This window comes from Flavobacterium sp. (genome assembly GCF_040402895.1).
Taxonomy (GTDB): Bacteria; Bacteroidota; Bacteroidia; order Flavobacteriales; family Flavobacteriaceae; genus Flavobacterium.
The window spans coordinates 1-25,872 of the sequence record NZ_JBBALR010000009.1; the positions used below are offsets into that span (position 1 = coordinate 1).

Here is a 25,872-nt window from a genome sequence, read left to right on the forward strand (position 1 = left end):
GTCAAATTACCAGTGCGTTGTTTGAGGTTGGGGGACAATATCGACGTAATATGTAGAAAATTGAATTTGGATGAATGTATAAATACTTAAATGTATGTTTTACAATGTTTTAGCATTCATCCGAATTCATCTAAATTTAATCAAATTCACCTTTGGTTAACTAAATGTTGACTAGAATACTTTTTTTGTTTACATTTGACTTGTTTATAAAACAGTAATATGGCAACAATAAAGTACTTGCTTCAAAGTGATAAGGAAAACTCAAACATATATCTTCGGTACTCGGTCGGAAGAGCTTCTGTCTGGAAAAGAAAGACAGGGTTTGTTATTAATTCTAAAAATTGGAGTGTAGACAAAGCTCAACCATTACAAAAAACCGATGAATTAAAAGCTCTAAAATTTAAATTAGATAAGTTAGCTATTTTCATTAATGAAGCTTATAATAAAGCTATTAGCACAGGTGATGAGGTTGATGGTGATTGGTTGCAATACCAGATAGACTTATTTAATAATAAAATCGTTGTTATTGACCTAGATGTATTAACCAATGCTATTGATTATTACATTGCTAAAGGTGATAAGTTAACAAGCGGTTCAATTAAAAATTTAGATAACTTCAAAAAGTTTTTCATTAAATATGAGAATGAGTGTTTGAGAGGTAAATCGATATTAATTCGAAATATCAATATGAATTTTATCGACACTTTTAAAAGTCATTTTTTGCAAAAAGGTTATTCTACTAATTATATCGGCACTTATTTGTCTTTGTTAATATCGGTAGTTAATAAGGTTTCACTAAGCGGAATCCCAACTCATTCTGATTTCAGTCAGATAAAAGCAATTAAAAAAACAAAAGAGCCAGATGAGATAATCATTCTAACAGAAGAAGAACAATTACTTATCAAAAATACAGAATTAACACGTGAAGCTTTAATTAATGCTAGAAAGTGGTTATTGTTTGGTTGTTTGGTCGGACAGAGAGCTGGTGACTTGCTAAATCTTACAGAGAATAATATTAAAGAATATAAAGGAGTTAAAGTAATTGAGTTAAAGCAAAAAAAAACTGGAAAGCTAATGTCGATAGGGTTGTTTCCAGATGCAGTTGAAATTATTGAAAGTGGATTTCCTTATAAAATTAGTTTAGAGCATTTTAATAAATATTGTAAAGAGATTTGTAAAGAGGCTAAAATTAATACTTTGGTTAAAGGTAAAATGCGTATTAACAATACGAGAATTTTGACTGTTGGTGTTTATGAGAAGTGGCAAGTAATTAGCTCTCATGTTTGCAGACGTTCATTTGCTACTAATTTTTACTCTAAAATACCGACACCGTTCTTAATGAGTGCGACAGGACACAGTACAGAAGAAATGTTTCTTAGATATATTGGTAAAGCATCCAATGAAAATGCTTTTCAAATGATTGATTATTTTAATAAAATAACACCAAAACAATGAGCGATTCAAAACTAATTAAGTTTTTTAAAGAAGAAAGTAGTTATACTCAATTTGAAAGAATAAGGTTTATTTATGATGTTACAAATAATTTAGATTTAGATTTATTATTTGATTTGAAAGAAGAATATACCTTATATTTATTAGCGTTAAAAACTAAAACGCAAATTCAAATAGAAGAAAATACATTGGAAATTGATTATGATAAGTACAAATCATATAGGAGTAATATATATCAATATATTGTAGCTCATTTACAAGATTATAATGCTCCATCGCTAGAGTTTGTAAAAGACACCGTGCTTGCTTTTGTAGAACAGCTTGACGACTTAATTCATAGAAAGCTAAGTGATTTACCAAAAAATTCAAGACATAAAAACAACTTGAATTATAAGCAATTTGTTGAGGAATTACCAAAAGAACTTGATTTTTACTCACATCTTGGAGGAGAGGATGATGGTAAGTCTGATTGGGATGAGCTTATAGATTTAAGTGATACCTCATTAATAGAGAAGGTTATTTACTTAGAAAGACTTGGTATAATAGAATTTTTAAGAGGTCAAAGACCGTTCAGCACCTCAGCTAACAGTGTTGCAAATGTATTTAGTGCTATTACAGGAGCTAAACCAACTTCGCTTCAACCTATAATAAACCCTTTAATAAACAAGGATTACTACAATAAAAACTATCCGTTGAATTCAAAAAAGACAGTAATGTCTGTTGAGAACAAGTTGATGAGTTTAGGTTACGAAATTAAAAAAAGAAGCAAGGAATGATATTTACAAACTCATGTAAATATCATCTAGCTCTTCCTGTCTAATACCTAAGTATCTTTTTGTTATAGCTGGTGATGAGTGATTGAAAAGTTCGCTAAGGTAAAGCAGAGCTTTGTCAGTTTCATTGTTGTTAGACCAAACTTGACGACCAAACGTTTTTCTAAGACTATGCGTTGATACCGCCAACGACTTAGAACCAAACAATTCTTTCAATTTTCGATTTACGTATTGCTTACTAAAAACAGTGTTTTGATTGGATGTAAATACAAATCCTTCAATATTTGGATTTCTTTCTTTTAGTAGATTGAAAGCTGTTTTTACATTATCGTTCAGTTTGATAACTCTTTTTTTATTTGTTTTTGATTCTACCAACGAAATTGAATCATCGTTAAGGTCTTCTACTTTTAAAGTAAGTATGTCAGATATTCTTAAACCTGTATTGATACCAAAAACAATTAAGAACCCTAATTTATAGTTTTTATCAGTTTTGATTATTTTCATTGCTTTGTTTAATGTTGCATCAAAATTTAAGTAGTCACTAGTTGTTACAGAATTTTTTAAGCTCATGGCGTATCGTTTTTTATTTGATGTAAAGATAAGTTATAATTGTTTCACTAACAAACTATTTTGTATAAAAGTGAAACTTTTAAATCTTTCAAAACGCTAGAAAACACGTAATGCCTTTATTTACAGTGCTTTAGCTAAAATAAAAAGTTTCACTATTATTAGAAGTGAAACTTTTTTACTTTGGTTTCGATTAGCGACTTAATCGTTGCTTTTGATTTTTGTAATTCTTACATTTACCCCAATATTAACCTAGACGATAATAGATAGAATGCAAAATTTACAAAACGAACTAGTTGAATTGCTCAAACTTGAGGATAATCTCGTAATTGACGGTCATTTAAATAAAAACAAAATAGTTGAGTTAGCTTTAAAAGTTGAACCTCAGCTAATTACTTTATTAGTAAAAAACGAAACATTTAAAAAACATTTCTTTCAAGAAGTGGAGAATGTTCTTGTATTTGATAAAATCAAGTTTCAACGTTTTGTAAATAACAAATCCTTTCTACCAGATAGTTATACATCATTTAAAAACAAAATCGGTTTGATTACCAATGACGATGATTCGGATAATTTTATTTCATCTTCAAATGATGTAGTATTGGCCTGGCCTCATAAAGATTGTGTTTTAGAGGGTGGACAAACTAAAGAAGACCAAAAAAGAAATGAAATTTTTTGGAATGAAACTTTAGCACCAGATAGTGTAGATAGATTGTTGGATGTTAAAACACTAACTAATTTTAAAAAGTATGATAAAGACGGAGAAAGTGATGTTACTGAAATAAAGGGTGATGAAAACCTAATAATTAAAGGAAACAATCTTTTAGCTCTAGCATCACTTTTGAAAACACATAGAGGAAAAATTAAATTAATTTATATTGACCCACCTTATAATACAGGTAATGATGGTTTTAATTACAATGATAATTTTAACCATTCTACTTGGTTAACATTTATGAAAAATAGATTGTCACTAGCACATAAATTATTATCAGAAGATGGAAGTATATATGTGAGTTGTGATGATGGTGAAGAGGCTTATTTAAAAATTTTACTTGATGAAATATTCAATCGTAGTAACTTTATAAATACAATTACTTACGAAAGGTCTGGTACTGCTGGTATTGGTCAAGGTGGTTTTTTTGTTGATACTTCGGAATTTATTTTAGTTTATGCGAAAAACAAATCTAAAATATTTTTTAATGATGTTTTGAAAAGTGTTCCTTTGGATTATGAAGTGATGAAAAGATACAATAAAGTACTTGTAAGTCAAGGTTCTAAAGAAATAATTAATGAATTTAATTCAAAGTCAAATAATGAACCTGTAAAAATATTTAAGCATTTTGACTACGAAATAAGTTCAATCTCTTTAAAAAATTATGAAAAAAGGGAACTAGAAATAAAAGAATTATTTCACAGTAATTTCAGTAATATTTTTAGAACAACAAATCCACAAAAAGAAAATTCATTTCAACAAGACCTTCTTTCCAACATGGATAGTGGTCTTTATACGGTAGAATATATACCTAGTAGAGGTAAATACAAAGGATTAAATACAGTTATTTATTATTTCAATAATGAGATATTTGCTTGGTTAAAAGATAGTGCTGTTATTGATGGTAAAAGTATTGTTAAACAAAATAAACTTTCAACGGTTTGGTCACATTCTGAAATTCCAAAAGCAGATTTAGCAAATGAGGGCGGTGTAGAATTAAAGAGAGGAAAAAAACCAGAACAATTAATAAGAAGAATTATTGAGTTAAGCTCAAATGAGAATGATTATGTATTAGATTTTCATCTTGGAAGCGGAACAACTGCGGCTGTTTCCCACAAAATGAATAGAAAATACATTGGTTTAGAGCAGTTAGATTATGGTGAAAACGATAGTGTGAAAAGATTGATAAATGTAATTAATGGTGATAAGTCTGGTATTTCAAAAGCTTATAATTGGCTAGGTGGCGGTTCGTTTATTTATACTGAGTTAATGCAATACAATCAAAACTACATTGATAAAATACAAATTGCAGAAAACAAAGAAGTGTTGATTAGTTTGTGGAATCAAATGGAAGAAACTGCGTTTTTATCATATCAATTTGATAAAAAAACATTCAATGAAAGACTTGACGCATTTAAAACAGCTCCTATCGAAGAAATGAAACAATATTTAGTTGAAATTTTAGACAAAAATCAATTGTATGTCAATTTTTCTGAAATTGATGATGAAACGTTTGATGTCAGTGAACAGGATAAGTTATTAAATAAACAATTTTACTCTAAAAAATAACTTGATATGTCTTTATATAATCAAACAGATACATATCAACGTTTAGACAAAAGAATCGCTTCCAAAATTGAGGATGGGGATTTAGAAGTTGTATTATCACCAATCATAAAAAATAACATAAGGTTTGATGTTCGAGAATACCAAACCGAGGCATTTACAGCATTAGATTATTATTTAAACAATTCAAAGTTACGAGCAAAACCCTCACAAGTATTGTTTCACATGGCAACAGGAAGTGGAAAAACTCTTGTAATGGCTGGTGCTATTCTTGAATTGTACAATATGGGTTATCGAAACTTCATTTTCTTTGTGAACACCGATACTATTATTCGTAAAACCAAAGATAATTTTCTTAATCCAAAAAGCTCAAAATACCTTTTCAAAGAAGTTATTAATATCAATGGTGTAAATGTATTAATTAATGAGGTTGATAGTTTTGAAAGTGCAAATGAAGAAGATATAAGTATATTATTTTCTACGATTCAAGGTTTACATTCCAAATTAAACAATACCAAAGAAAACAGCATAACTTTCGATGATTTTGTAAACAGAAAAGTAGTCTTAATTTCTGATGAAGCTCATCATATCAATGCACTAACGAAGAAAACTTTAACATCTCAAGAGAAAGAAATTTCTGTTACATGGGAAAATACAGTTGCCAGAATTTTCCATTCTAATCCAGAAAATGTAATGATGGAATTTACTGCGACACTTGAATTGTCGCATCCAAACATTGCTTCAAAGTATAACAACAAGTTGCTTTATGATTATCCGTTAGCAAAATTTAGAGAAGACAAATACTCGAAAGAAGTTAAAACGAATCAGATTGATTTTGAACCAATCCAACGGGCATTGGTTGCGACAATAATTAGTCAATATAAAAAGAAAGTATTCGCATCCAACGGTATTTTGGCTAAACCTGTGGTTATGTTAAAATCCAAAACTACTGCTGAAAGTGCTGTGATGGAAGAAGCTTTCATTGAGGCTATTAAAAATTTAAACGAAGAGAAATTAAGTAAAATAGTTGGTTTAGATAACGAAGTTCTAATTGAAGCGATGAGATACTTTGAAAGTTTAAACATTACTTTTCAAGGCTTAATCGATGAGCTTAAAGAAGATTTTTCAGAAGACAAAATAATATCTGTTAATTCCAAAAACGATACAGATGAGAAGCAAATTACTATCAACAGTCTTGAAGATATTGATAACGGTTATAGGGTAGTTTTTGCCGTAGACAAACTAAATGAAGGTTGGGATGTTTTGAATTTGTTCGACATCGTTCGTTTATATGACACACGTGATGCGAGTGGTAATGCTCCTGGTAAAACTACTGTTCAAGAAGCACAATTAATCGGTCGTGGAGCGAGATATTTTCCTTTTAAACTAAACGAAAACCAAGATTTAGACAAAAGAAAATATGATGATGATGTTACAAATACATTGAGAATTTGCGAAACACTTCATTATCATTGTTCGCACAACCCAAAGTATATTTCAGAATTAAACCAAGCTTTAAAACAAATTGGTTTGTTTCCAGATGAGAAGGTTGAGGTTGATTTATACCTAAAAGACGAATTCAAAGAAACCAACTTCTACAAGAATGGATTTATAATGCTTAATAAAAAAGTGTTGAATAATCCAAAAACGCTTCTTGAATATCAAGAACCAGATATTGTAAAAAGGTTTACCTATGCTTTAAGAACTAATCGTTCAGCGGTTAATACAATATTCGATGAGGTTAGTATGAGAGCCAATAGAGTTGCGGCTAACTACATGAATACACATAAATTTCTTGTTTGGGACAAAACAATTTTGTTAAAAGGATTAAACAAAATACCTTTTTACAGATTCGAAAATATTCGAAAATATTTTCCGACTGTGAAATCAATGGTTGATTTTGTTTCAAATGAAAAGTACTTTGGCGGAATAAGTGTTGAGGTTACGGGTTTAGAGAAAGATACAAAAGAACTAACTGCTACTCAAAAGCTTGATATAGTATTGTTTGTAGCTAATAAAATTGCAGATGAAATATCAACTAAATTTGGAGATTATCGAGGCACTAAGTCCTTTTATCGTGAGCCTGTTCGAAAACATTTCAGAAACAAAAAGCTATCGTTTACAGTAAACACTAGTCCGACCGCAGAAACAGGAAAACCAACAATGCGACACGACATAGATTCAAAATTCTATGTAGATTTAAAAAATGCCGACTGGTATGCGTTTAACGAAAATTATGGTTCTTCCGAAGAGAAGTTTTTAGTCAAATTCTTCGAAAGTCAACTCGATGATTTGAAACAGAAGTACTCAGATATTTACTTGTTGAGAAATGAAAGATTTTTCAAACTTTACAGGTTCAGCGATGGTAAGGCAACAGAACCCGATTTTGTGTTATTCATGACAGAAAAGGAATCACAGGATGAGGTTATCTATCAATTATTTATTGAGCCGAAAGGCGAACAGTTACTTTATACAGACCAATGGAAAGAAGATTTCTTGAAAGATATAGAGAATCAAGCTGTCGTTGAATTGTATCAAAATCAAAGCTATAAACTTATAGGAATGCCGTTCTATAATAAAGTAAACAGAGAAAGTGTGTTTGAAGAAAGGCTTAATAATATATAAAAATGATAAAGCTCGTTCGATCGAACGAGCCTAATCATTTTTTTGAAACATTAAACAGACACATCAAAAGGAATAGTCGTTTATAGTATAAAATTCAAGCATTTTTTAAAACTATTATGGAGTTTTGCACGAGCATCGTGTTACAAAAAGGAGCTGAAAAAATACCCCAGGAATTTTTTTTAAAATTTTGAACGGCTATTTAAGTCCCTTGATTTTGAAGTAATTCTTTTTATATACAGGGTCGGTAACTAGAACTAACTAAGTTGTTCAATACGTTTCCTTATTTCTTCAATTTCTTTTTCTAGTTGTAATCTCCTTAGTTGCTTCTGCAAATTTTGTTTTTTCAAAGGGTCGTTTTCAACGTTTAATTCCAATTGCTTCAATTGTATTTTATCCTGTGTAGTTTTCATCATTCAATCGGTTGGTTAAACACTCTTCTTTGAATAGCTCGTTTAATTCGTTATTTCGTTCAAGTAGTTTATACTCTTCGAACAAATGCCATTCATCAAAAATCGCATTTTCTTCATACTTTCTACTGATGTACATTATTAATAATTCTGTCAGTTTTGGACTGTGTTTTAAGTCTGTTACATTTTCCATTTTTTGTTTTTTTAGTTAGTTTGTCATTTTAAAACTCCATTTCTAACAGGAGCTTTCTGTAAGTAGTTTTCACTTCTGAATTTGTTTTTAATTTCCGTTACTTGATAGGTTACTTCAAACCATTTAAAATACTTCATTACAACCTCATCAACGACTTTTTTTGTTTTAGAGTAGTCAGCGTCAGAAATAAAGTGAACGTGGTTGTAACCTCTTCTATCAAGCTCTATCGTATATTTTATTGTACTATCTGGTAATTCAAGTTTTATTTCTTTAATTAGCTCAATATGATAATCAACATCATAGTTTTGGAATGGATTCCATGTTACAAAACTCAGCCAATCATTGGTTTCTTTCGTGCTTCGTTTGTTAATTGGCATAAATTCCGAAACAATACTCGCATGAATAAACCAGCACCTTCCTTCCTTTTTAAGTAAGTTAGTTATACCATCATACTTTTCTTTGACTTTAAGCATTTTGTATTTTAACATTCTATTGCTTAATCCTGTTATCGTTGTTAATTGGTTTAATTGATAGTATATGTTTGTTCTATTCTTATTACTATCATTTACTAGTTTAATACATTCTTCTTTCATTAGTTATTGGATATAAAAAGGTCAAGGGGATGAGGTTGTCCCTGTTGTTATTTTGAAGTCTTTATTATAAATATGTGAAACTTTGGGAAAAGTGCACTTTTGATAAAAAAAAGCCGAATTATTTTTCAATTATGTTAGCTACTCTCAAATTCATCTCAAAAAAATAATTGCACCTATTTTGTTAAAAATCAATTCATTGAAATTGTTTTTTAATGCGGTGAAACGATTTAGGGAATCCCTAAAATATCCCTAAGATTCATTTGTACCATAATCTTAAACATGGTAAATATGAACAATCAAATTTTTTTAAACGGTATCACAATTGAACAATTAGCCGAGGCATTAAAATTCTTAATGCAAAGTCAAACAAGTAGTCAAGAACCTCATCTTGAAAATGATTTTATAACTAGAGAAGAGGTATGTCGATTACTGTCATTCAACTTAACTAGCTTATGGAAACATACAAAAAGCGGTAGGTTAAAATCGTATGGTATTGGTAATCGAATTCTTTACAAACGTTCAGAAGTATTGTCAGCAGTTAAACCAATTAATCACTAAGAAGATGAACAATAATATAGAAAATTTAAACAACGTAATCAACTCAGCTATGAATGAAGTTAATCAGTTGACAGACAATAAATCCAATGTAGGTTTATTTACAGTTAAAACAGCAAGTGAATGGATTGAAGAAGCAAAGAACCGACCAATACCAAAAATGTTATTTGGTGAGTTTTGGTTTGAAGGAGAAGTCTGTATTTTGTTTTCCGACACCAATCTGGGTAAATCTATCTTAGCAGTACAAATTGGGAACAGCATAAGTAAAAATGAAGAAATAAAAGGGTTTAAACTAGAAGCACCTAAACAATCAATTTTATATTTTGATTTCGAATTGTCAGATAAACAATTTGAAAATCGATACTCAACTAACTATTCAGAACACTATGGCTTTGATGAAAATTTCATTAGAATTGAAATGAATAGCGATGCAACGCATCCAGCTGGTGAAACCTTTGAAGATTTCCTTTTGTATTCTTTGGAACAGTCAATTATTAACACGAATGCAAAGGTTATTATTTTAGATAATATAACATTTCTGAAAACTGGAACGGAATCGGCTAAGGATGCACTACCATTAATGAAAGACCTAAAATCGTTAAAGAACAAATACGGTTTGTCAATTCTAGTTTTAGCACATACACCCAAAAGAGATTTGTCAAAAGAAATTACAAGAAATGATTTAGCTGGTAGTAAAATGTTAATCAACTTTTGTGATAGTTCTTTTACAATTGGAGAAAGCTCAAAGGATAAAAACTTACGTTACATAAAGCAAATTAAACAAAGAAATACAGAGAATATTTATAATTCTGAAAACGTTTGTGTTTGTGAAATCTCCAAACAACAAAGTTTTCTAGGGTTTGAACTGATTGATTATAGTTCAGAAAGCGAACATCTCAAAAATTTTACAGAACAGGACAGAGATAGTATTATTGAACAGGTAAAACTTTTGAGTAGTCACGGTAAAACTCAAAGAGAAATTTCAGAAGAACTCGGCATTTCCTTAGGTGCTGTAAACAAATATTTAAGAAAGTAAAATTAATTGTTCACGATGTTCACGAATAGAACCATGAACATCGTGAACATCATGAACAAAATCATACCATGAAACAGTATAAATATTATTTAGACAAAAGCAGTAAAAAGTTCATTTGTCCAAAGTGTCAAAAAAGAACTTTAGTAAAATACTGTGATATTGAAACACAGGGCTATCTAAGCGATGAATACGGTCGTTGTGATAGAGAAACTAATTGTAGCTATCACAATACACCTAAAGGCATAATTAGCGGTTCTTTTGAAGTCAAAGAAGTAAAGCAATCTTTTCATGATTTCAATCTAGTAAAAAACAGTTGTAGCAATTACCAATCCAACAATTTATTAAAATTTCTGGTGACAATATTTTCGATTGATGAGGTTAGAGAAGTTGCTTCAAAGTACTTAATTGGAACTTCTAAATTTTGGGATGGAGCAACAATATTCTGGCAGATTGATGATGAACAAAAAGTAAGGCATGGCAAAGTCATGCTATTCAATCAAAATACAGGTAAACGAATGAAAAGTGAAGAGGGTAAAGCCTATATAAGTAGCGTTCGCAGTTTATTAAAATTAAAGGACTTCAATATAAAACAGTGTTTATTTGGATTGCATTTGGTTGACAAAGAAAATAAAAAGACAATTGCTATTGTTGAAAGTGAAAAGACAGCAATAATAATGAGCCTTTTTAAACCAGAATTAGTTTGGTTAGCAACAGGTATGAAAAGTGGTTTTAATTTTGAACTACTAAAGCCAATCATTAATTATAATATAATTGCTTTTCCAGATAAAAGCGAATATGGTGATTGGTTAAATAAAGCAATAGAATTAAATAATATTGGGTTTAAAATAATAGTCAACGAATGGTTAGAACATACAGATTTTGAACAGGGTACAGACTTCGCAGATGTGTACATAAATTCTTTAATCGAGTAGAAATTTACTAAACAGCAATTAAGAGAGGGTTTCCAATTTGGAACCCTCTTTTTTTTTATCTTTGACCTATAATAATTTCTATGTAGAATTTTTTGCTGACTAAATGTTGACTAAATTAAGTTTTAACCCAAGTAAATACAGTTCTAAGTTACATAGACGTAATATGTAATTTTGATTTACGGTTTACGATTTCGATTAAAAATAAATAAGACCTCTCAGTAATGGGAGGTTTTTTATTTTACTTTTTGTTTTCTATGATGAAGTATCGTTAGTATGGAAAGTAAGACAAATGGAATTGTAGAAATTACAATCTTATAGTTTAAACTTACTAATCCAACGAATAGCATAAACCCTAATAACAAGCCTAATCCAAAAATACTAATATAAGTTAATTTTTTACTGGGTGTTTTTTGGGACAAGGTGAACAATAATAAAAATTGAGCAATTATAGGTAAAATAATAAATGGATGAATAACCGATTTTGGATTAATAAATAATTTGGAAAAAATTTCAATTTCTGCTTCAAGCAAAAAGATATGCTGATTTCCACTCCATTCTAAATAGCCAAAAAGTGAGAAAACGATGAGAAGAAAATTTAGTATTTTACTTTTCATTTTATTAATTATTCATTTGGTTCAATATGAATTAGAACATGTCCAAGTTCTAAAATTTGACTTCTCAAAGTGTCTTTTAATTTATGCGCCAAATCATGCCCTTCTTTAACAGAAATTTTTGCATCCACAATTGCGTGTAAGTCCACATGATATTTCATTCCTGCTTTTCTGATAAAACATTTCTCTGTACCTATTATTCCATCTACTTTTAATGATTCAATGCGAATATTTTCTACTAAATCATCATACCGATGTTCGTCCATAATTTCACCCAATGCAGGTCGGAAAATCAAATAACTGTTATATAAAATAAAAAAAGAAGCAAATAAAGCCGCCCAATCATCTGCAGCTTCGTAACCCTTTCCTAAAACTAAAGCTATCGAAATTCCAATAAAAGCGGCTATTGAAGTAATGGCGTCGCTTCTATGATGCCAGGCATCTGCTTTTAAAGAAGAGCTGTTAGTAATAACACTTTTTTTTTATTACCATTTGAAACGAATATTCTTTCCAGCAAATAATTATTGCCAATACGAGTAATGTCCAAGATTTTGGTAAATCATGCGGTGTACTAATATTTTGAATGCTTTTGTAAGCAATAATTGTAGCCGAAGTGATTAAAAATCCAACAACCAAAAATGTAATTAAAGGTTCGGCTCTTCCGTGACCGTAAGGATGATTTTCATCTGCAGGTCGGTTAGAATATTTTATACCAAATAAAACCAAAAACGAAGCAAAAATATCAGTTATAGATTCTATGGCATCAGCAACTAATGCATAAGAATTTCCGAAAAAACCTGCTAATCCTTTTATAAGTGCTAAGCATGTATTGCCAATAATACTAAAATAGGTAGCTTTTATGGCGGTTTGTTCGTTTGTCATTTATAAGTTTTTATTAAAATGTTACGTTTACCTTATTAGTTTTTCCGTCTCTAATAAAAATAACTTCTTTCGTTTCACCTGAGTTAATTTTGGCTAAACATTCCATATAACTATATACTTCTTTGACTTCACAATCGCCAATTTTTGTTATGATATCACCTTCTTTAATTCCGGCTTTAATGGCTGGTCGGTCTTCCGTTACGCCGTCAACGTGTAACCCATCACCATGTTCAGCATAGTCTGGCATAATACCAAGTGTTACTTTGTATTTTGCCATTTTCTTTTCGCTGTTTATTTTGGTTTTGGTAAATGCTATGTTTTCTTTTTCGGCCAATTCATTTGCAATTCTAAACACATAATTTACAATATTAGTTACGCCATAATAATTAATTTTTTCTTCATCATCACTTGGTTTGTGATAATCTTCATGCGTTCCTGTAAATAAAAACAGTACTGGAATATCTTTTAAGTAAAATGAAGTATGATCAGATGGTCCAATTCCGCCAGTTTCTTCTGTAACTCCAAATCCCGCAGGTTTGTTACGTTGAATTAATTCTGAAAAAATAGGAGAGGTACCGGTTCCACCAACAATAAGACTTTTCTTATCATCTAATCGTCCAATCATATCCATGTTAATCATAGTAATTACATTTGGATAAAGTGTTTTTACAGTTTCTGCCATGTGCTTCGAACCGATTAAGCCATCTTCTTCACCAGCAAACAATGCAAAAATGAAATTTACATTTTCTTTGGTACTATTTTTTGTATACATTCGAGCTAAATCTAACACGCCTGCCACACCAGAAGCATTATCGTCTGCGCCATTGTGTATCATTCCTTTAGAGAAAGGTTTGGTTGAATTGTTATGTTCGTTTCTACCTAAATGGTCGTAATGTGCCCCTATTACAATGGTTTTTTTTGCCCCATTATCTAAATAAGCAATTACATTATTAGAATTTAATAAATCTCCTACAACAGTGGAATCTGCATGTGGATTGGTTTTGTAGCGATATGAAAAAGGTTGTAAAAATGTTTTATTATAAGGTTGTAAACCTAATTTTTTAAATTCACTTTCTATGTATTTTGCCGCTGTTTTTTCAGCTTTACTTCCTGAAAGTCTTCCTTCTAAGGCATCAGAAGCTAAATACGAAATGTGTTTTTTTAAATTTTTACTATCTGCATTTTCAACTTCATCTGTTTCTACCCAATCCGCAATAAATACATTTGTTTCACGCGCTTTATCTTGTTGGCGGTTACTTGAAAATACTAATTTTTTTCCGTCCGGTGAAAATTGTGGAAACGCATTAAATTCACTTTCATAGGTAATTTGTTTCAATCCAGTACCATCAATATTTATCATATATAATTGAAAATCGTATCCTTTTGTAGCGTGATGATTGGATGAAAAAATAATTTTTTTGTCCGAAGGATGAAAAAAGGGTGCCCAATTGGCTTTACCTAATTTAGTGATTTGTTTTAAATCTGAGCCATCGATATTACAGGTATAAATTTCCATATTAGTCGGCATCACTAAATTTTCTGCTAATAAATCTTTGTACTCTTTAACGTCTTTTTCTGTGGTAGGGCGAGAGGAACGAAAGACTAATTTTTTACTATCGTGTGAAAAGAAACATCCACCATCATATCCCAAACCAAACGTAATTTGTTTTAAATTAGTTCCGTCAATATCCATGGTGTAAATTTCTAAATCACCAGAACGAATACTTGTAAAGGCTATTTTTTTTCCATCAGGTGAAACAACAGCTTCAGCATCATAACCTGGAGAATTCGTTAATTTTTTTACAATTTCACCAGATTTAGTTGCCATATAAATTTCAAATTCAGGATAAATAGCCCATAGGTACTTTCCGTCTTTTGGTTTTGGTGGTGCTGGACATGCTACGTTAGCTTCATGAGTGGAAGCATAAATAATGTGTTTTCCATCTGGCATAAAATAGGAACATGTAGTTCTTCCTTTTCCTGTAGAGACTAATTTCAGATTGTTAAAATCCGTTATGGGTTGCGTCAAATCTAACGAGTAAATTTGATCGCAAGGCACACCAAATTGAGTATTGGTGACTTGCATAGTTAAGTTTTTACTATCTGGACTAAAATAAGCCTCAGCATTATCACCACCAAAAGTTAGTTTTTTTATATTTCTTAGATTTCTTTCTTGTCCTTGAAGCGTTAATGAAAGAAATAGAAACGATAGAAACGCATATTTATTAATTGCCATTTTGTATGTAAATTTAAAATCTTAATATTTTTTTTTGAATTTTTTTTACCCATGAACAGTCACGCCTTCTCCATATTTAGCTATTACACTCGCTTCATAAGTTAACCAAGCTTTCCAACGTTTTTCTACATCAATATTTTCAGCATATTTTCTGGCTAAGTTAATAAAAGTGGTATAATGAGCGGCTTCGCTTTCCATTAAATCTCTATAAAACTTAGCTAATTCTTCGTCTTTTAAATTCTCAGAAAGTACTTTAAACCGTTCGCAACTTCTAGCTTCAATCATGGCTGCAAAAAGTAAACGTTCTATTAAACCACATGCTCTACTTCCGTCAGAAGATTGCTTCATAAATTTGGCTAATTCGTTTACATAATCGTCTTTTCGTTCTCTTAAAAATTCGTAGCCTCGCGCCTTAATAATATCATGAACCATTTGAAAATGTTGCATTTCTTCAATAGAAATCGCAGTCATTTCTGTCACCAAATCTTCCTTCTCAGCATTATTAATAATAAGCATTATGGCATTAGTAGCTGCTTTTTGTTCGCACCAAGCATGGTCACTTAAGATGTCTTCTAAGTTTTCTTCTACTATATTTGCCCATCTGGGATCGGTGGGTAATTGCAATCGTAAAATAGACATTTTTGTACAGGTTATGAGGTTAATAATGATTAAAAAGTGTAGTTTTTTAAAAAAGGTATTATGAATGACACATAACACCTTTTTTATTTAGTTTACTTTTTAATTATGTGAATTATAAAACAAACATGGCTCTTTCGCCCATAAGTTCGTTAACTTCTTCAGCTACTTCTTCTATTACAGCTTCATTGGTATAATTCATTAATACTTTATCAATTAAAGCAACAACTGTTTCCATATCTTCTTCTACCAAACCACGAGTTGTAATTGCTGGCGTTCCAACACGAATTCCTGAAGTTACGAATGGTGATTTATCATCAAAAGGCACCATGTTTTTATTCACAGTAATTTCTGCTTTAACCAATGCGTTTTCTGCATCTTTACCAGAAATATTTTTGTTGCGTAAATCAATTAACATCATGTGATTGTCAGTTCCTCCAGAAATTAATTTATACCCTCTTTTGTTAAAAGCTTCCGCCATCGCTTTTGCATTTTTTTGCATTTGTAACGCATAACGGAAAAATTCATCAGTTAACGCTTCACCAAATGCAACGGCTTTTGCGGCAATAATATGCATTAATGGACCTCCTTGATTTCCAGGAAATACAGACATGTCTAAAATATGGCTCATCATTCGAATATCTCCTTTAGGAGTAGTTAATCCCCATGGGTTTTCAAAATCTTTCCCCATCATAATTAAACCGCCACGAGGTCCACGTAATGTTTTATGAGTTGTAGTTGTTACAATATGACAATGTGGAATTGGATCGTTTAATAATCCTTTAGCAATTAATCCAGAAGGATGAGAAATGTCGGCCAACAAAAGTGCTCCAACAGAATCTGCAATTTCACGGAAACGTTTAAAATCCATATCACGAGAATAAGCTGATGCGCCTGCAATAATCATTTTAGGTTGCTCTCTTGTTGCAATTTCTTGAATTTTATCGTAGTTTAATAATCCACTTGATTCTTCTACACCATAAAAACTAGGTGTATATAATTTACCTGAAAAATTTACAGGTGATCCATGCGTTAAATGTCCACCATGAGACAAATCAAATCCTAAAATTTTATCTCCTGGTTTTAAACAAGCTGCAAAAACAGCTGTGTTTGCTTGTGAACCTGAATGGGGTTGTACGTTAGCGTATTCCGCTCCAAATAATTCTTTTACTCGATCAATAGCAACTTGCTCTACAATATCTACTACTTCACAACCGCCATAATATCTTTTTCCAGGATATCCTTCCGCGTATTTATTGGTTAAACATGAGCCTGCAGCTTCCATAACCTGGTCGCTCACAAAGTTTTCTGAAGCAATTAATTCAATTCCGTGAATTTGTCTGTCTTGCTCGTCTAAAATAAGGTCAAAAATAAGTTCGTCGCGTTGCATTTTTTAGTATAAATTTAAATTTTGTCAAAAATACAAAAAATGTTTGGTAAATTGAATGGATAGTTTAATTTTGATTACTCAATTATCAACAAAATAATACACGATATAGATATGCCAAATTTTGCAAATGATCCAAGTAGAAAGTCTTGGTTAGAAATCAAAAAAGACAGTGATTTTCCAATTCAAAATATTCCATTTGGAGTTTTTATCACAAAAGAAGATGTAATTACTATTGGAACAAGAATTGGTGATTTTGCAATTGATATGGGCGCCTTGCAACAATTAGGATATTTTGAGGGCATTGAACTCACTGACGATATGTTTATGCAGGATACGCTTAATGACTTTATTTCTGATGGTAGAAAAACTTGGCGTTTAGTACGAAATAGATTATCGGATATTTTTTTAGATACCAACCCAAAATTACGAGATAATGATGCACATAAAAATATTGTTATTTTTAAAATAGATGAGGTTGAAATGTTATTACCTGTTCAAATTGGTGATTATACCGATTTCTATTCCAGTAAAGAACATGCAACCAATGTAGGAAAAATGTTTCGCGATCCAGAAAATGCATTATTACCAAACTGGTTGCATATTCCGGTAGGATATCATGGAAGAAGTTCTACGATTGTACCAAGTGGAATTCCGGTTCATAGACCATACGGTCAAACGTTGCCAAATGGAGAAACTCAACCCGTTTTTGGACCTTCAAGATTGGTAGATTTTGAATTAGAAACTGCCTTTATTACTACTGATGCCAATATAATGGGTGAGCCCGTTTCTGTAACAGAAGCAGAAGCAAGTATTTTCGGAATGGTTTTGTTTAATGATTGGTCAGCAAGAGATATTCAAAAATGGGAATATGTACCGTTAGGTCCATTTTTAGCGAAAAACTTTGCTTCTTCAATTTCGCCTTGGATTGTTACTTTAGATGCTTTGGAACCTTTTAAATGCGCTTCTCCAGAACAAAACCCGAAGCCATTACCTTATTTACAACAAACGGGCAATCATGCATACGACATTAATTTGCAAGTGGCCATTCAGCCAGAAAATGCTGTTGAAACGATAGTGTCAAACTCTAATTTTAAATACATGTATTGGACTATGAGTCAACAATTGGCTCATCATACAATCAATGGATGTAGAGTGAATTCTGGAGATATGATGGGAAGTGGTACGATTTCAGGACCCACACCAGATTCGTTCGGTTCGATGTTGGAATTGTCATGGGGTGGCCAAAATCCGATCAAAATGAATGATGGTTCAGAGCGAAAATTTATTAATGATAATGACACCGTAATTATTAGAGGTTATTGTCAAAATGACCAAATAAGAATTGGTTTTGGAGAAGTATCAAGCAAATTACTTCCTGCAATTGAATTAAAATTTTAGGTAACACGCTGTGTTTTTAAAACTAAATAAGTACATATGAAAAGAACTATTTTACTACTACTGACGCTTTTTTTGTTTTCTTGTGGTGTGAAACAAACCCAATCTATGTTAAGTAATGGCGATTATGATGGCGCTATTGAAAGAGCTCTAGATGGTTTAAGAACAAATAAAAACGCAAAAGGGAACCAAGATTATGTGTATCTTTTAGAAGAAGCATTTGCCAAAGCAAAAGAACGTGATTTAAATAATTTGTCTTTATTGATAAAAGAAAAAAATCCCTCAAATTTCGAGAAAATATATAATTTGTATATTCAATTACATACTAGACAAGATAAAATTAGAGGTGTTTTACCCTTAAAATTACTAAAAGAAAACAGAAATGCACTATTTCCGTTTTCTGATTATTCTAATGAATTGGTTGCAAGTAAAGCAGATTTATCCACTTATTTGTATGACAATTCCAAGAAACAACTTTCGTCAAAAAACAAGCTAATTTTACGTCAAACTTATGACGATTTAGTGTACTTAGATAAATTAAACCCCGATTATAAAAATGTAAGAGAATTAATAGATATAGCCAAATTTAAAGGTACTGATTTTGTGTTTGTTTCTTCAAAAAATGAAACAAATATGGTTATTCCAGCTCGTTTGCAAGATGATTTATTAGATTTTAGCACCTATGGAATTAATGATAAATGGACGGAATATCATAATAAAAAACAAAACGATATTTCTTATGATTTTGCTTTGGTTGTTAATTTCAGAGAAATTAAAATCTCACCAGAACAAGTTAGAGAAAAACAATTTATTAAAGAAAAACAAATTAAAGACGGTACAAAACCTCTTTTAGATTCCAATGGTATTCAAGTAAAAGATTCTGAAGGAAAACCAATGGTTGTTGATGTGATGAAAACAATTACGGCTAATATTTATGAGTTCACCCAATTTAAATCTGTGCAAACTACAGCTAAAGTAGAATTTCACGATTTAAATACCAACCAATTAATTGATGCTTATCCATTAACAAGTGAATTTGTTTTCAATTATATATATGCGAATTACAATGGAGATAAAAGCGCTTGTGAACAAGATTATTTTCAATATTTTGATAGAAGAGCCGTTCCGTTTCCAACAAACGAACAAATGGTTTATGATTCGGGTGAAGATATAAAAGCAAAATTAAAAGCGATTATTACTGGAAATAGATTTAGAAGATAATTAATTTTATTTTTAAATATACTAAATTTCCAAATCGTAAACCTCACATCGTAAATCACAAATTCTACGTAAACTGTTTCAAATCTTCAGCAGCAATACTATCGTGTGAAGCATTAAAAACTGCTTTTCCATTTTGTATAACTAAAATTTGAGGTGATTGATGCGTAACATTATATCTATGGGCTATCTCATTTGATAAATCTCGGTGATTTAACAAATCTAATAAATACCAATCTATTTTTTCTTCAGGATAATTAAATGCAGCATCAAATTGTTTTAAAGCCATTCTACTGATGCTACATCTTGTACTGTGTTTAAAAATTACAACAGACTTTGTAGTTGAAATTTCATCCATCTCATCAAATTGTTCCATTTTATTTAACTCAAAATATTTCACATCTTCTTTTGAATTTTCTGATGCGTTTGATGAGGTTTCCTTAAAGATATTTTTTAAAAAGTCCATTTTTGTTATTTTTTTAAGACAATTTGTCTTTTGAATTATATTAATTTATTTCTTACAAATATACTACAACTTATGCTGAATTAAAAAGTTATAAAAATAATAGTATATTTGAAATGATTTTTCACCCACGTTATGAATAAAATTAATGAACCTAGTTGAATTATTTGCCCAACACGACATTTCTATTTTAATAATTATAACTATTGCCTCGCTTTTAGCAGGTTTTATAGATGCAGTAGTTGGAGGTGGCGGATTAATTCAATTTCCTGCTTTTATGATATTATTTCCAAATTCAAGTATTCCAACTGCTTTTGGGACTAACAAAATAGCCGGACTTTCAGGTACTTCAATTGCAGCGGTTCAATATGCAAAACGAGTAAAGTTCAATTGGAAATTATTGATAATTACGGCTTTTAGCTCTATTATTTTTTCTTTTATTGGTGCGAAATTGGTCAGTCGAATTGACGTGAATATTCTAAAACCTTTTATCTTTTTTATGTTAATTGCTATTGCCATTTACACGTTTAAAAATAAAGATTTTGGTTCTTATTCTACAAAAGTATTATCCGATAAAAAAAAGTATTTATTTGGATTTTTATTGGGTATAATTATTGGTTTTTACGATGGTTTTTTAGGTCCAGGAACAGGAAGTTTCCTGGTTTTAGGGTTTGTAGCACTTTTAGGATTTAAATTTTTAGAAGCATCTGCGTATGCGAAAATAATAAATTGCATCACCAATATTTCCGCGCTTTACGTGTTTATTTCGCAAGGAAATTATATTTTAGAAATTGCAATTATTATGGCGATTTCCAATATTTCAGGAAGTATAATTGGTACCAGAATGGCCATTTTAAAAGGCAATCAGTTTATTCGAAAATTGTTTTTATTAGTTGTGGTCATAATGATTATTCGTTATGGATATGATGTTTTTTTTAGTTAGATTTGTTTTTTCATTATAAAAACCCCAAATTTATGAAGAACATAATTGTCCTTTTCGGTACGCTATTTCTATTTTCTTGTCAATCTACTAAGAAATTTAATCAGAAATTAACACAACCTATTCCGGCAGCTCAGCTTCAAAAAGATGTAGATTATTCGTACAAAAAACTCAAACAATTACATCCAAAATTGAATTGGTACATTTCTAAAGAAAAATTAGATTATAAGTTTGATAGCTTAAAAAAATCTATCCAAAAGCCAATGACGGGTTTGGCTTTCTATAAAGAATTTAGCCAAGTGGTTAAAAATGTTGGTCAAGGACATTTAAGCGTTTCAGCAAGTTTGCGAAAGTTTACTAAAAAAGAAACACAAGCAATTAAAAAAAAAGGAAAATCACCTTTTTCTCAATTCGATTTTGAATATATCGACAACAAATTAATAATAATAAAAAATCGCTCGCGTCACAATATAAAAGCGAATACTGAAGTTGTTTCCATAAATTCTGAAAAGCCTTCCGAATTAATTTCATTATATTCGAAACGAATTGCTTCTGACGGTTTTAACACAACCTTTTTTAATAGATATTTAGGAAAATATTTCGGTACATATTTTACTTTTGATAAAGGAAAAATGCAAGACAGTTTGCAATTACTTCTAAAAGTAAATGATAAAGATTCACTATTTATTGTAAAACGCGATACATTTGGAACTAAATCAAATCAAAAAAAACTTAAATTATCAAAAAAAGAAAGAAAAGAGAAGGCAAAATTTAATAGTAAATATGGTTATAATAAAGATACAAAAACGTTTACCAGAGATTTTAAATTTTTGGATAACGATAGTATCACAGCAATAATGTCGATAAAAGGTTTTTCTAATGGAAATTCGCACGATTTTTATGAAGAAGCGTTTACTACCTTATCTGTAGCAAATACTAAAAATTTAATTATTGATTTGCGTAATAATGGTGGTGGAAGATTGAATGAAATTGCTGATTTATATAGTTATTTAGTTTCTCAACCGTTTGTCTTTATTGATGATTATGAAGTGGTATCAAAAACCAGTTTTTTACATATGAATTATTTTAAAGGAAGTGGCTATCTTACTAAGTTTTTTAAGATTTTAGGCGCGCCTATTTTTTATCCTTTATTTTATTTTAAAACTAGAAAACAAGAAAATGTTACCTATTTAAGTAATCGTCATTCTAAGTCACGTAAACCAGAACCAAATAATTTTAAAGGAAAAATTTACGTATTAATTAATGGTGGTAGTTTTTCGGCATCAAGTATTATTTCTTCAAATTTAAAGTCAAATCAACGTGCATTTTTTGTAGGTGAAGAAACCGGAGGTGCTTATAATGGAACGGTTGCTGCTCAAATGCCTTTGGTTCAATTACCAAAAAGTAAAGTAAAATTAAAAATAGGCTTGGCCGTTGTTAGTGCCTCAGGAAAAACGGAAATAGTTGGAAGAGGTATTTTTCCTGATAAAGAAATTTTACCTACTTTAGAAGACAGAAAAAACAACATCGATCCTGAGTTGAATTGGATTTTAGAGGATATTCGAAGAGAAAAAGAAGTAGAAATATTAAATAAACCCCAAAATAAATAGTTACTACACAGATTATAGAAATTATTAAAATTTTAGAAATTTCTATAATCTGTGTTTAAAAAAATATAAAATGAATATAACAATTTCCAATTCACAACTTACAGCAACCATAAATACTTTAGGAGCTGAATTAATTTCACTAGTAAAGAATAACAAAAACTACATTTGGCAAGTGGACGAAATGTATTGGAATAAGACATCACCAATATTATTCCCAATTGTTGGTCGTCTGAAAAATGATAGTTATACCTTTAACGCAAAAACCTACCAGCTTCCACGACACGGATTTGCCAGAAACTTGGAATTTTCTTTCGATAAAAAAAGTGATTCTCAAGTTATTTTCGAACTTAATGAAACCGAAGAAACAAAGGCAATGTATCCATTTACATTTAAGTTATTAGTGGCTTACACCTTAATCGGTAACGAACTAGTAATGGAATATTTTTTGCGAAATCAATCAGATGAAGTACTGCCGTTTTCTATTGGCGCGCATCCTGCTTTTGCAATTGAAGGAAATTTTGAAAATTATTCCTTACAATTTAATAAAAAAGACCTTTTCGAAACCCATCATTTAGAAAATGAAAGTTTTAATGGCAAAACCACTTTGGTTGATACAATAAACAACTCTATTGCTTTAAATTATGCTTTATTCGAAAAAGATGCGTTGGTTTTTAAACAATTAAATTCAAATGAGGTTACTTTAAAAAATAAAGATAAAACGATTTTAAAAGTAAATTACGATCATTTTCCCTATTTAGGAATTTGGACCAAACAAAATGCACCTTTTTTATGTATTGAACCATGGTGTGGTTTGGCAGATGACATAAATCATAACGGAAATTTAGAAGAAAAAGAAGGCATGAATCATTTACCGGCGGGTGAAGATTTTTTACGTGCTATAAGAATTGAAATTTTAGAATAGGTGTTTAGCGTATAATTTTCTTCCACAGCAATGAAATTTTCTTTTGTAATTCTATGTTAAAGGGAGCAGCTAAATCTCTTCGAGTGATTAAGAAATAATCAATTCTAAATAAAATTTTAAAGCCGGCTCAAAAAATTGAGCAGGCTTTTTTTGTTAAAAAAAATTATGTTAATGTTTGAAATGTGTTTTAGGAAAAGAAAACAGTTGATTTGAGATAATATTCTAATTAAATATATGTCCTAAGAAGTTTATGGATTATTTTTAGAACTTTTGAACACAAAAACCAACTCAAAAAAAGTGAGTGGTTTTTGGTTCTAGAAAGTGGAGTCGGAGAGAATCGAACTCTCGTCCAAACAAGCCATCAAAAAGCGTTCTACATGTTTAGTTTTTGTTTAGATTTTCGACAAAATAGCTTGGCCAAAAACAGCCACTATTTGCTTAACTTTATAAATGTCAGAGCGGATTTAAAGTTTTACCATTCCTAGGTTTATTTTTACCATTCCTCTTAATCAACCGCCACAAACCAAGGCTTTTGAGAGAAATCCAGCTTCCCAACCTGGTTGGGACTTGGCATTATCGTACTATAATTCGGATTATGCAGCTAAAGCGTAAGTATTTTCGCCGTTTAAAAAGTGTGTATCATTGATATTAACGAGCCAAAAATACAATGCTCGACATGCTTACTAATTAGTGCCACTTGCTGTCAAAACCAGTCGACCCCATTTTTATTTGATTCTGTGAATGATTAACAAATCACTATACAATCAAATGGATGTCAAAATTACAATAAATTATTCAAGCATAAAAGTTTTTACTCAAAATCAAAAATGTTATATTTGTAACGTTATACCAGTAAATTGCGTCAATTAAACTTAAAAGCCCTAAACCTAATAAAATGAAATTCGGAATTATTAAAGAAAGAAAAAATCCGCCTGATAGAAGAGTAGTTTTCTCCCCTTCAGAACTATTACTTGTAAAAAAACAGTTTCCTAATGCTGAATTTAAAGTGGAACGTTCTGATATACGCGTTTTTACAGATGTTGAATATATAGAAAACGGATTTGAAGTATCAGAAAATTTGGAAGATTGTGACGTATTACTTGGTGTAAAGGAAGTTCCGGTTGATGCATTACTTCCTAATAAAAAATACTTTTTCTTTTCACATACGATTAAGAAACAAGCTTATAATAGGAATTTACTTCAAGCTTGTATTGATAAAAATATTGATTTATATGATCACGAAACAGTTGTAAATGAAAAAAATACGCGATTAATTGGTTTTGGAAGATATGCAGGAATTGTAGGGGCTTACAACGGAATTAGAGCATTCGGATTAAAATTCGAGATTTTTTCATTACCAAAAGCAGAAACATTAGTGAATCAAGATGCCTTGATTTCACAACTTAAAAAACCTATTTTACCACCAATAAAAATTGTACTAACAGGGAAAGGAAAAGTAGCCTTTGGTGCCAAAGAAATGCTAGATGGTATGAAAATCAAACAAGTTTCTGTAGCAGATTACTTATCCAAAACATATACTTATCCTGTGTATACCATGATTGATATACAAGATTACAACATACACAAAGAGGATGTGGTTTTTGATAAAGCAGATTTTTATTCAAATCCAGAAAATTACAAGTCAAATTTCGAGCGTTTTACTAAAGTTTCAGATATTTTTATGGCTGGACATTTTTATGGAAATGGTGCTCCTGAAATTTTGACTCGTGAAATGTTGGCTGCTTCCGATTGTAAAATTAAAGTAGTTGCTGATATTTCTTGTGATATCGCTGGGCCAATTGCTTGCACTATTAGAGCAAGTACTATTGCCAATCCAAATTATGGCTATTTGGCTAATGCACATAAAGAAGTAGATATGTTTCATCCAAGTGCTATTGTGGTAATGGCAGTAGATAATTTGCCTTGTGAATTACCAAAAGACGCCAGTGAAGGTTTTGGTGAAATGTTTTTAGAACATGTAATTCCTGCTTTTTTTAACGGAGATGCTTCTGGGGTTTTAGCTAGAGCTAAAATTACTGAAAACGGAAAACTAACCCCGCGATTTTCGTATTTGCAAGATTATTTAGAGGAAAAATAATCATTTAGTTTAAATTAACCTTATAAAATTTAACTATTTCGTTTTCGTTATTTTTTT

General features: G+C 30.6%; 21 protein-coding genes, 1 other RNA gene and 1 pseudogene. 13 read left to right on the forward strand and 10 right to left on the reverse strand.

Annotated elements, in window-relative coordinates; genetic code table 11:
* Positions 1-219: 219 nt before the first annotated feature.
* On the forward strand, positions 220-1,455 hold the full coding sequence (locus ABWP60_RS08625) for a phage integrase SAM-like domain-containing protein (RefSeq protein WP_353151349.1): 1,236 nt from the start codon (positions 220-222) through the stop codon (positions 1,453-1,455).
* Positions 1,452-2,228, forward strand: a complete 777-nt coding sequence (locus ABWP60_RS08630) for a hypothetical protein (protein ID WP_353151352.1) — start codon at positions 1,452-1,454, stop codon at positions 2,226-2,228. Before ABWP60_RS08625 ends, ABWP60_RS08630 begins: the two co-directional genes overlap by 4 nt.
* A gap of 3 nt (positions 2,229-2,231) precedes the next feature.
* Here the strand turns inward: ABWP60_RS08630 and ABWP60_RS08635 are convergent, their stop codons facing one another.
* Positions 2,232-2,795, reverse strand: a complete 564-nt coding sequence (locus ABWP60_RS08635) for a tyrosine-type recombinase/integrase (RefSeq protein WP_353151354.1) — start codon at positions 2,793-2,795, stop codon at positions 2,232-2,234.
* 268 nt (positions 2,796-3,063) lie between these two features.
* Between ABWP60_RS08635 and ABWP60_RS08640 the strand changes: the two genes are divergently transcribed.
* Complete coding sequence (locus ABWP60_RS08640; protein WP_353151356.1) at positions 3,064-5,076, forward strand: DNA methyltransferase; 2,013 nt, start codon at positions 3,064-3,066, stop codon at positions 5,074-5,076.
* A 6-nt stretch (positions 5,077-5,082) separates the two neighbouring features.
* Positions 5,083-7,698 carry a DEAD/DEAH box helicase family protein gene (locus tag ABWP60_RS08645; RefSeq protein WP_353151358.1) on the forward strand — a complete coding sequence of 872 codons (2,616 nt, stop codon included), beginning with the start codon at positions 5,083-5,085 and terminating at the stop codon, positions 7,696-7,698.
* Positions 7,699-8,088: 390 nt separating this feature from the next.
* Here ABWP60_RS08645 and ABWP60_RS08650 read toward each other — a convergent pair whose 3' ends face one another.
* Together ABWP60_RS08650 and ABWP60_RS08655 are read right to left on the reverse strand one after the other, a co-directional pair.
* Entirely contained in the window at positions 8,089-8,298 is a 210-nt protein-coding gene (locus ABWP60_RS08650; protein ID WP_353151361.1) for a hypothetical protein, read from the reverse strand.
* Between the two features lie 23 nt (positions 8,299-8,321).
* Positions 8,322-8,771: a hypothetical protein gene (locus ABWP60_RS08655; protein WP_353151363.1), complete on the reverse strand. Its 450-nt coding sequence runs from the start codon at positions 8,769-8,771 to the stop codon at positions 8,322-8,324.
* A 474-nt stretch (positions 8,772-9,245) separates the two neighbouring features.
* Between ABWP60_RS08655 and ABWP60_RS08660 the strand changes: the two genes are divergently transcribed.
* The 3 genes from ABWP60_RS08660 (at position 9,246) to ABWP60_RS08670 (ending at position 11,414) form a co-directional block, all read left to right on the forward strand.
* Positions 9,246-9,449 (forward strand): helix-turn-helix domain-containing protein, encoded by a 204-nt coding sequence (locus ABWP60_RS08660; RefSeq protein ID WP_353151474.1) that lies wholly within the window; start codon positions 9,246-9,248, stop codon positions 9,447-9,449.
* Positions 9,379-10,482: an AAA family ATPase gene (locus tag ABWP60_RS08665; protein ID WP_353151366.1), complete on the forward strand. Its 1,104-nt coding sequence runs from the start codon at positions 9,379-9,381 to the stop codon at positions 10,480-10,482. The genes ABWP60_RS08660 and ABWP60_RS08665 overlap by 71 nt, the downstream gene beginning before the upstream one ends.
* Positions 10,483-10,550: 68 nt before the next feature.
* Positions 10,551-11,414, forward strand: a complete 864-nt coding sequence (locus tag ABWP60_RS08670) for a DUF6371 domain-containing protein (RefSeq protein ID WP_353151368.1) — start codon at positions 10,551-10,553, stop codon at positions 11,412-11,414.
* Positions 11,415-11,647: 233 nt separating this feature from the next.
* Here ABWP60_RS08670 and ABWP60_RS08675 read toward each other — a convergent pair whose 3' ends face one another.
* The 5 genes and pseudogenes from ABWP60_RS08675 to glyA all read right to left on the reverse strand — a co-directional run bounded on the left by ABWP60_RS08675 (position 11,648) and on the right by glyA (position 17,169).
* Complete coding sequence (locus ABWP60_RS08675; protein ID WP_353151370.1) at positions 11,648-12,028, reverse strand: hypothetical protein; 381 nt, start codon at positions 12,026-12,028, stop codon at positions 11,648-11,650.
* A gap of 8 nt (positions 12,029-12,036) precedes the next feature.
* Positions 12,037-12,907: pseudogene (locus tag ABWP60_RS08680) on the reverse strand (cation diffusion facilitator family transporter).
* A 13-nt stretch (positions 12,908-12,920) separates the two neighbouring features.
* The gene (locus ABWP60_RS08685; protein ID WP_353151372.1) at positions 12,921-15,143 is read right to left on the reverse strand and encodes a M20/M25/M40 family metallo-hydrolase; all 2,223 of its coding nucleotides are present in this window, start codon (positions 15,141-15,143) and stop codon (positions 12,921-12,923) included.
* Positions 15,144-15,188: 45 nt separating this feature from the next.
* On the reverse strand, positions 15,189-15,776 hold the full coding sequence (locus ABWP60_RS08690; RefSeq protein ID WP_353151477.1) for a MiaE family protein: 588 nt from the start codon (positions 15,774-15,776) through the stop codon (positions 15,189-15,191).
* Between the two features lie 118 nt (positions 15,777-15,894).
* Positions 15,895-17,169 carry a serine hydroxymethyltransferase gene (gene glyA, locus ABWP60_RS08695; RefSeq protein WP_353151375.1) on the reverse strand — a complete coding sequence of 425 codons (1,275 nt, stop codon included), beginning with the start codon at positions 17,167-17,169 and terminating at the stop codon, positions 15,895-15,897.
* Between the two features lie 111 nt (positions 17,170-17,280).
* On the opposite strand from glyA, the gene fahA reads away from it, so the two are divergent.
* Together fahA and ABWP60_RS08705 are read left to right on the forward strand one after the other, a co-directional pair.
* Positions 17,281-18,567: a fumarylacetoacetase gene (fahA, locus tag ABWP60_RS08700; protein WP_353151377.1), complete on the forward strand. Its 1,287-nt coding sequence runs from the start codon at positions 17,281-17,283 to the stop codon at positions 18,565-18,567.
* Positions 18,568-18,603: 36 nt separating this feature from the next.
* On the forward strand, positions 18,604-19,785 hold the full coding sequence (locus tag ABWP60_RS08705) for a hypothetical protein (protein WP_353151379.1): 1,182 nt from the start codon (positions 18,604-18,606) through the stop codon (positions 19,783-19,785).
* Between the two features lie 64 nt (positions 19,786-19,849).
* Here the strand turns inward: ABWP60_RS08705 and ytxJ are convergent, their stop codons facing one another.
* Positions 19,850-20,248, reverse strand: a complete 399-nt coding sequence (gene ytxJ, locus ABWP60_RS08710; RefSeq protein WP_353151382.1) for a bacillithiol system redox-active protein YtxJ — start codon at positions 20,246-20,248, stop codon at positions 19,850-19,852.
* A 145-nt stretch (positions 20,249-20,393) separates the two neighbouring features.
* Here ytxJ and ABWP60_RS08715 point away from each other — a divergent pair, with 145 nt between their 5' ends.
* The 3 genes from ABWP60_RS08715 (at position 20,394) to ABWP60_RS08725 (ending at position 23,717) form a co-directional block, all read left to right on the forward strand.
* The gene (locus ABWP60_RS08715) at positions 20,394-21,188 is read left to right on the forward strand and encodes a sulfite exporter TauE/SafE family protein (RefSeq protein ID WP_353151384.1); all 795 of its coding nucleotides are present in this window, start codon (positions 20,394-20,396) and stop codon (positions 21,186-21,188) included.
* A 32-nt stretch (positions 21,189-21,220) separates the two neighbouring features.
* Positions 21,221-22,795, forward strand: coding sequence for a S41 family peptidase (locus tag ABWP60_RS08720; RefSeq protein ID WP_353151386.1), 1,575 nt, complete (start codon positions 21,221-21,223; stop codon positions 22,793-22,795).
* Between the two features lie 70 nt (positions 22,796-22,865).
* Positions 22,866-23,717 (forward strand): aldose 1-epimerase family protein, encoded by an 852-nt coding sequence (locus ABWP60_RS08725; protein WP_353151389.1) that lies wholly within the window; start codon positions 22,866-22,868, stop codon positions 23,715-23,717.
* Between the two features lie 319 nt (positions 23,718-24,036).
* On the opposite strand, the gene ssrA is transcribed toward ABWP60_RS08725, so the two are convergent.
* Positions 24,037-24,438: a transfer-messenger RNA gene (gene ssrA, locus ABWP60_RS08730) on the reverse strand.
* Positions 24,439-24,612: 174 nt separating this feature from the next.
* On the opposite strand from ssrA, the gene ABWP60_RS08735 reads away from it, so the two are divergent.
* Positions 24,613-25,815 (forward strand): NAD(P)-dependent oxidoreductase, encoded by a 1,203-nt coding sequence (locus ABWP60_RS08735; protein WP_353151392.1) that lies wholly within the window; start codon positions 24,613-24,615, stop codon positions 25,813-25,815.
* Positions 25,816-25,872 lie beyond the last annotated feature (57 nt).